The sequence below is a fragment of the Nonomuraea sp. NPDC049784 genome (assembly GCF_040659615.1).
Taxonomy (GTDB): Bacteria; Actinomycetota; Actinomycetes; order Streptosporangiales; family Streptosporangiaceae; genus Nonomuraea.
Genome location: NZ_JBFAMX010000573.1, coordinates 1 through 6,605 on the forward strand (window position 1 = coordinate 1; position 6,605 = coordinate 6,605).

Sequence of the window (6,605 nt, forward strand, 5' to 3'; positions counted from 1 at the left end):
GGTGACCTGGCCCGGCGCCGGGCCGACGGCTCGATCGAGTTCCTCGGCCGGGCCGACGGGCAGGTGAAGGTCCGCGGCTACCGGATCGAACTGGGCGAGATCGAGTCGCTCCTGATGGCGCATCCCGCGGTCCGCGAGGCGGCCGTGGTGGTGCGCGGCTCGGACGAGGACAAGAGCATCGCGGCCTACCTGAGCGCCCCCAGCGAGCACGACTGGCGCGAGTACCTGCGGCGCAAGCTGCCCGACTACATGATCCCCTCGGCGTTCGTGCTGCTGGACAAGCTGCCACTCACCCCCAACGGCAAGGTGGACCGCAAGGCGCTGCCCGAGCCGGTGAGTCAGGTGCACGCTGAGGGCACGGCGCCGCGGACACCGGCCGAGGCCAAGCTGGTCGACCTCTGGTCGGCGATCCTGGGCGTGAAGGGGATCGGCATCGACGACGACTTCTTCGCGCTGGGCGGCGACTCCTTCAAGGCCGTGCGCGCGGTACGGGACTCGGGGATCCAGGCAACCGTGCTGGACCTCTTCAAGAACCCCACGATCCGAGCATTCGCCACACTCGACGGCTCATCCCGAAATATCGGCCTATTGCATGAGCTGACCCCTCCGCGGTCAGCGGCCTCGCTGACCCTGGTCTGCGTGCCGTTCGCGGGCGGCGGCGCGATCACCTACCAGCCGTTGGCTGCGGCCGTGCCCGAGCACATCTCCATGCTCGCGCTGGAGCCGCCGGGCCACGACACCGGCAACCCGGGCGAGCCCGTGCTGCCCTTCCATGAGCTCGTCGAGGGCTGCGTCAAGGAGATCAAGGAGAAGGTCGACGGGCCCCTCGCGCTCTACGGCCACTGCATGGGCGGCGCGCTCACCGTCCAGCTGGCGCGCAGGCTGGAGGAGGAAGGCGTCGACCTGGTGAAGGTGGTCATCGGCGGGCACTTTCCCGCGCCCCGCCTGCCGGGCAAGGCCTTCGCCTGGATCCGCAAGATCTTCCCGATGGAGCGGTGGACCTCCAAGCGGCAAGCGCTCGAGTTCCTGCGGGCCATGGGCTTCTTCACCGAAGCGCTGGACCGTCGCGAGCGCGACTTTCTCATGGGCGTCTTCCTCCACGACACCCAGGAGGGCGAGGACTACTACACCGACCTCTACCAGGCGCCCGTCAAGAAGTTGTCGGCACCGCTGGTATGCGTGGTCGGCGAGAACGACCGTGCCACTGAGCTGTACGAGGAGCGCTTCCGCGAGTGGGAGACCTTCTCCGACACGGTGTCGCTGGAGGTCATCCCCAAGGCCGGGCACTACTTCCAGAAGCACCAGGCGCCCGAGCTGGCCCAGATCCTCGGTGGTGGTGACCGGTCCCCGGCTGCGCCGCCGCCCAGCTACCAGCAGGCCAGCCTGAAGACGTTCTTCCTGGTGGCCTTCGGCCAGCTGGTGTCGCTGATCGGCACCGGACTGACCACGTTCGGCCTGGGCCTGTGGGTCTACCAGCAGACACAGTCGATCTCGATGTTCGCCATCGTCTCGGTCATGGCGCTGCTGCCCGCCGTCGTACTGGCGCCGATCGCCGGAGCGGTGGCGGATCGCTGGAACCGCAGAGTCATCATGATCACCGCCGACTCGGCGGCAGGTTGCGCCTCCGCCTCGCTGGCCGCCCTGCTCTGGACGGGCGGGCTCCAGCTCTGGCACATCTACGTCATCGTCGCCATCGGCGCGGTTTCCACCGCCTTCCACCAGCCCGCCTACATCGCGGCCGTGGCCCAGCTGGTGCCCAAACGCTACTACGGCAGAGCCAACGGCCTGGCCCAGCTGGGGGAGGCGGCGGGGACCGTACTGGCGCCGCTGCTGGGCGGCGCGTTCATGGCCGCCGTCGGGCTGCACGGCATCATCGTGATCGACCTGTCCACCTTCGCTTTCGCGGCCATCGTCACCTTGGCGGTCCGCTTCCCGGACACGCTCTTCAAGAAGCGGGAGGAGTCGTTCTGGCAGGAGGTGACAGGCGGCTGGCGCTACATCTCCCGCAGGCACGGGCTGCTGGCGATCATCCTGTTCACGTCGTTCCTGAACCTCCCCTTCGCCATGGTCGAGGTCCTGTCCACGCCGCTGCTGCTCAGCCTCACCGACACCCGCGGCCTGGGCGTGGCGCTCTCGATGACCGGCATCGGACTCCTGGTGGGCAGCGCGATCATGACGGTGACCGGCGGCCTGGCACGCCGCACCCACGGCATCCTCGGCTGCTTCATGGCGCTGGGCGTCGCCTTCGCCATCATCGGGATCGCGCCCCACCCGGCGCTGCCCGCGATCGGGCTCTTCCTCATCGGGCTGCTCACCGCGCTCCTGAACGCACACTGGTTCTCCATCGTGCAGCAGAAGGTCGGGCTCGACCTGCAGGGCCGGGTCATCGCCACCAACCTGATGCTCAGCTGGGCCATGGTCCCGGCCGGGTTCCTGCTGGCCGGACCGCTGGTCGAGCACGTCTTCAACCCCATCGCCGGCTCCGCGCAGGGCAGGGGGATCGCCCTGCTCGCCCTCGTCGCGGGCGCGGTGACCGTGCTGATAGGCCTGGCGGCCTTCCGCTACCGGCCGGTCCGGTATCTGGAGGACGACTTGCCCGACGCGATCCCCGACGCGGTGGTCATCACCGACAAGGACCTGATCCAGCGGGAGGCCGACAAGCAGCTCGTCGCCTGATCCCTGTCCAATCCGTGGAGGCGAGCCGAATCGGCTCGCCTCCACGGCTTTTTGTGCCCCGCGTGTCGAATGCTCATCGCTCGGGCACCGCTCCGTTACTCTTCCCTCAACTCGCAGTCACGAGGTCTCGTCATCGTCGAGTCGTATATCTCTCCACACTCCGAGGAGATCCATGCTCAGGCGACTCGCCGTCATCCTCGCGATCTCGACCACCGTCCTGACCACCCCCGCCCACGCGGCCATCGCCGTCACCGGCGTCGCCCACCGCGGCGCCTCCGCGTACGCCCCCGAGAACACCATCGCCGCCTTCGAGCTGGCGGGCAAGCAGCGGGCCGACATGTTCGAGCTCGACGTCCAGGAGACCAAGGACCACCAGCTTGTCCTGATGCACGACGCGACCCTGACCCGCACCACCGACGCCGAACGGGTCTTCCCCGACCTGTCCCCGTGGAAGGTCGGCGACCTCACGCTCGCCCAGATCCGCAAGCTCGACGCGGGCTCGTGGCTCTCCGGCGAGTACAAGGACGAGAAGGTGCCGACGCTCGGCGAGACGTTGAGCGAGATGAGCGGGTCGGGCATGGGGCTCCTGCTGGAGATCAAGGAGCCGGCGCTCTATCCGGGCATCGAGGCCCGCGTCGCCGCCGAGTTGCGCCGCCATTCAGGCTGGCTCGCGCCCGGGCGGCTGGTGGTGCAGTCCTTCAGCTGGGCGTCGATGCGGACCTTCCACCGGTTGCTGCCCGACGTCCCGATCGGGCTGCTCGGCACGCCGTCCACGGCCGAGCTGCCGGGGCTGGCCAAGTTCGCCGACCAGATCAACCCGCCGTACACCACGCTGACCTCCTCGTACGTACGGCGCGTGCACGCCCTCGGCATGAAGGTACTCGCCTGGACGGTGGACGACCCGGACATCATGCGCCGGATGCTGGCCTACAAGGTAGACGGGATCATCACCAACAGACCCGACGTACTGCACGACCTACTGAGCGCCTGACGACTGCGCGGCCAGCACGGCCAGCCGGATCCGGTTCGGCGTGCCGGTCTTGCGCATCAGGCTCGTCACGTACGTCTTGACCGTCGAGACCCCCAGGTGCAGGCGCTCGGAGATCTCCCGGTTCGACAGCCCGGCGCCCACCATGGCCAGCACATCCCGCTCGCGCGGGCTCAGCTCGGGGACCTTCGGCGTCGCCGCAGGCCTCGGCACGCGCGCGCGTACGGCCTGGTCGACCAGCCGTCCCAGCACGGCCTGGCTGAACGGCGCCTCGCCGGCCACCGCCCTGCGCAGTGCGGCGAGCAGATCGCCCGGCGGCGAGTCCTTCACCAGGAACCCGAACGCGCCCGCGGCCAGCGCCGGGTAGAGGTGGTCGTCGTCGTCGAACGTGGTCAGCACGACGACCCGGCTGGACGGGCGGGCCGCCATGATGCGCTCGGTCGCCGTGATGCCGTCCACGCCGGGCATCCGCAGGTCCATGAGGATCACGTCGGGCTGCGACTCGCCGGCCAGCTGCACCGCCTCGCGCCCGTCCCCGGCTTCGCCGACCACCTCGATCTCGGGGTCCGACTCGCAGAGCATGCGCAGGCCGACGCGGACCAGCTTCTGGTCGTCGGCGAGCAGCACCCTGATCACGCGGACACCACCCGAGCCGCCGGCTCGTCGGCCGCGGGCACGTCCGGCGCGGGCAGCTCCGCGTACAGCCGCCAGCCGTGCCCCGCCGGCCCTGCCTCCAACCGGCCGCCGAGCAGCTCCACCCGCTCGGCCATCCCGATCAACCCATGCCCCTGCCCCTGCCCATGCCCGGCCCGATGCGCGGAGCCTCCGTCGTCCACGATCTCCAGCAGGACCGTTCCCTGCGCCACCCGCACCCGCATCCGTACCTCTGCTTCCTCTCCCGCGTGCTTGGCCTCGTTCGCCAGCCCTTCCTGCGCCAGCCGCAGCACCGTCAGCCCGCGTACGGAGTCGAGCCCGGCCACCGCCTGGTCGATCTCCGTCAGCACCGTGAGCCCCGTCTGCCGGACCCGTGCCGCGGCCTCCTCCAGCGCCCTCGGCAGGTCCGCCCGATCGACCAGGGAGAAGAGCGGCCCGCCGGCCACCTGCGCGGGATCGCGCAGCACCGCCACCAGCCGGCGCAGGTCCACCAGGGCCGTGCTGCCCGAGGCGTGCAGGTCGTCGAGCACCTGCGCCACCCGGGGATCGGCGGCAGGCAGCACGTGCCGGGCGACCCCGACCCTGAGCACCATGGATGACACGTGATGCGCCACCAGGTCGTGCAGTTCGCGGGCGATGGCGGTGCGCTCCGCGGCCCGTGCGGCCAGCGTCTCCGACCGGCGGCGCCGCTCCTCGGCGTCGGCGCGCTCCCTGGCCTGGCGGGCGTTCTCGCGCATGAGCCGCACGTACGCCCCGAACAGCAGCGGCACCCCCGCCAGGATGGCCAGCCGGTAGAGGGTCGGCAGCACCTCGGCCGACGGCGCCGACATGGCGTGCAGCGTCAGGAAGAACGCCGCCACCCCGGCCCCGACGGCGATCCGCCGCCCGCGCCCCCGCAGCGCCAGCTCGAACAGCGCCACCGCCACCATGGCCTTGATCGGTATGCCCACGTGGGTGCCGATCGCGTCGCCCACGACGAGCAGCCAGGACACCGTGGCGGTGGCGGCCGTCGGCGCGCGGACGCCCGCCAGGCACGCGGCCAGCCCCGCGAGCGCCAGCGCCCAGTCGGCCACCCCTTGGGGACGGTGCAGCAGGCTCAGATCACCGAGGGCCAGCACTGACAGCGCCACCAGGCGCGCGGCGGCCACCTGGTCGTCGAAGACGCGTTCCGTCCAGCCGTTGAGCACGTCCCGATGCTAGGCGGGCGGTGGTCGGCGGCGGCTCCGCCAAGTGGCCGGGCCTGCTCCGCCAAGTGGCCGCAGGCCCGAGACGAGGGGCGGAAGCGCCCGTGCCGGCCCGGCGACCACAGTGGGCCTGGGTCTGAGCCCGCTTCGGAAAGGATTCGAGATGTTCGCAGCGATAGGCCGGTTCGCCGTCCGCCGGAGGTGGTGGATCGTGGCGGCGGCGCTGGCCGTCATGATCGTCGGCGGGCTGTTCGGCAGCACGGCGATGGGCCTGTTCACGGGCGGCGCCGGTTTCGTCGACCCGCGCAGCGAGAGCAACCGCGCCGACCAGCTGCTGGAGAGCACGTTCGCCCACGACGGCGTGGACGTGATCGTCGTGTACGAGAGCAGGACGCGTACGGTCGACGACCCCGCGTTCGCGAGCGCCGTCGGGACAGTCGTGGGCCGGCTGCCGGTCGGTCAGGTCGGCGCCGCCCACACGTACTGGTCGACGAACTCCCCGCGGTACGTCTCCAAGGACCGCCACGCGACCTACGTGACGCTCACGATGGCGGGTGAGGACCGCGTGGCGAGCTACAACGCGATCAAGGACAGCCTGGAGGCCCCCGGGCTGACGGCGACCCGCGGCGGCCCCCTGGTCTTCCCGGTGGAGATCAACCGGCTGAGCCTCGGCGACGTCGTCCGCGCGGAGATCATCTCGCTGCCGATCCTCGTGATCCTGCTGGTGCTGATGTTCAGGAGCGCGGTCGCGGCGGGGCTGCCACTGGCGATCGGGTTGCTCACCATGTTCGGGTCGCTGACGGTCCTGCGCCTGCTCACCTCGCTGGTGGACGTCTCCACGTACGCCTTCCAGATCGTCACCGTCCTGGGCCTCGGCCTGGCCATCGACTACGCCCTGCTCCTGGTCACCCGCTTCCGCGAGGAGCTGGGCACGGGGAAGGGCGTCGAGGACGCGGTGGCCCGCACGATGGCCACCGCCGGGCGGGCGGTGGTCTTCTCCGGGCTGACAAGCTGAGCGGCGATGTGGAGATGCCGCTTCTGGGGTTCGGCACGTGGCAGATGCGTGGCCGCCAGGCGTACGAGGCCACGTTGGCCGCGTTGGA

The 6,605-nt window shown here is 70.7% G+C and carries 5 protein-coding genes; 3 read left to right on the forward strand and 2 right to left on the reverse strand.

Annotated features, from left to right (window positions below):
- Together AB0J09_RS52220 and AB0J09_RS52225 are read left to right on the forward strand one after the other, a co-directional pair.
- The coding region (locus AB0J09_RS52220) for an MFS transporter (protein ID WP_360709325.1) at positions 1-2,676 on the forward strand (2,676 nt) is incomplete at its 5' end.
- Between the two features lie 172 nt (positions 2,677-2,848).
- Positions 2,849-3,667 carry a glycerophosphodiester phosphodiesterase family protein gene (locus AB0J09_RS52225; RefSeq protein ID WP_360709328.1) on the forward strand — a complete coding sequence of 273 codons (819 nt, stop codon included), beginning with the start codon at positions 2,849-2,851 and terminating at the stop codon, positions 3,665-3,667.
- On the opposite strand, the gene AB0J09_RS52230 is transcribed toward AB0J09_RS52225, so the two are convergent.
- Both AB0J09_RS52230 and AB0J09_RS52235 read right to left on the reverse strand, forming a co-directional pair.
- Entirely contained in the window at positions 3,653-4,300 is a 648-nt protein-coding gene (locus tag AB0J09_RS52230; protein ID WP_360709330.1) for a response regulator transcription factor, read from the reverse strand. The two genes, AB0J09_RS52225 and AB0J09_RS52230, sit on opposite strands and share 15 nt — an antisense overlap.
- Entirely contained in the window at positions 4,297-5,505 is a 1,209-nt protein-coding gene (locus AB0J09_RS52235; RefSeq protein ID WP_360709333.1) for a histidine kinase, read from the reverse strand. The genes AB0J09_RS52230 and AB0J09_RS52235 overlap by 4 nt, the downstream gene beginning before the upstream one ends.
- Positions 5,506-5,665: 160 nt before the next feature.
- Here AB0J09_RS52235 and AB0J09_RS52240 point away from each other — a divergent pair, with 160 nt between their 5' ends.
- Complete coding sequence (locus tag AB0J09_RS52240) at positions 5,666-6,517, forward strand: MMPL family transporter (protein WP_360709336.1); 852 nt, start codon at positions 5,666-5,668, stop codon at positions 6,515-6,517.
- The last annotated feature ends 88 nt before the right edge of the window (positions 6,518-6,605 follow it).

Bases quoted from the DNA above. Each gene is read 5' to 3' on its own strand.
- AB0J09_RS52225 (WP_360709328.1), top strand. From the start codon at position 2,849: ATGCTCAGGCGACTCGCCGTCATCCTCGCGATCTCGACCACCGTCCTG.
- AB0J09_RS52240 (WP_360709336.1), top strand. From the start codon at position 5,666: ATGTTCGCAGCGATAGGCCGGTTCGCCGTCCGCCGGAGGTGGTGGATC.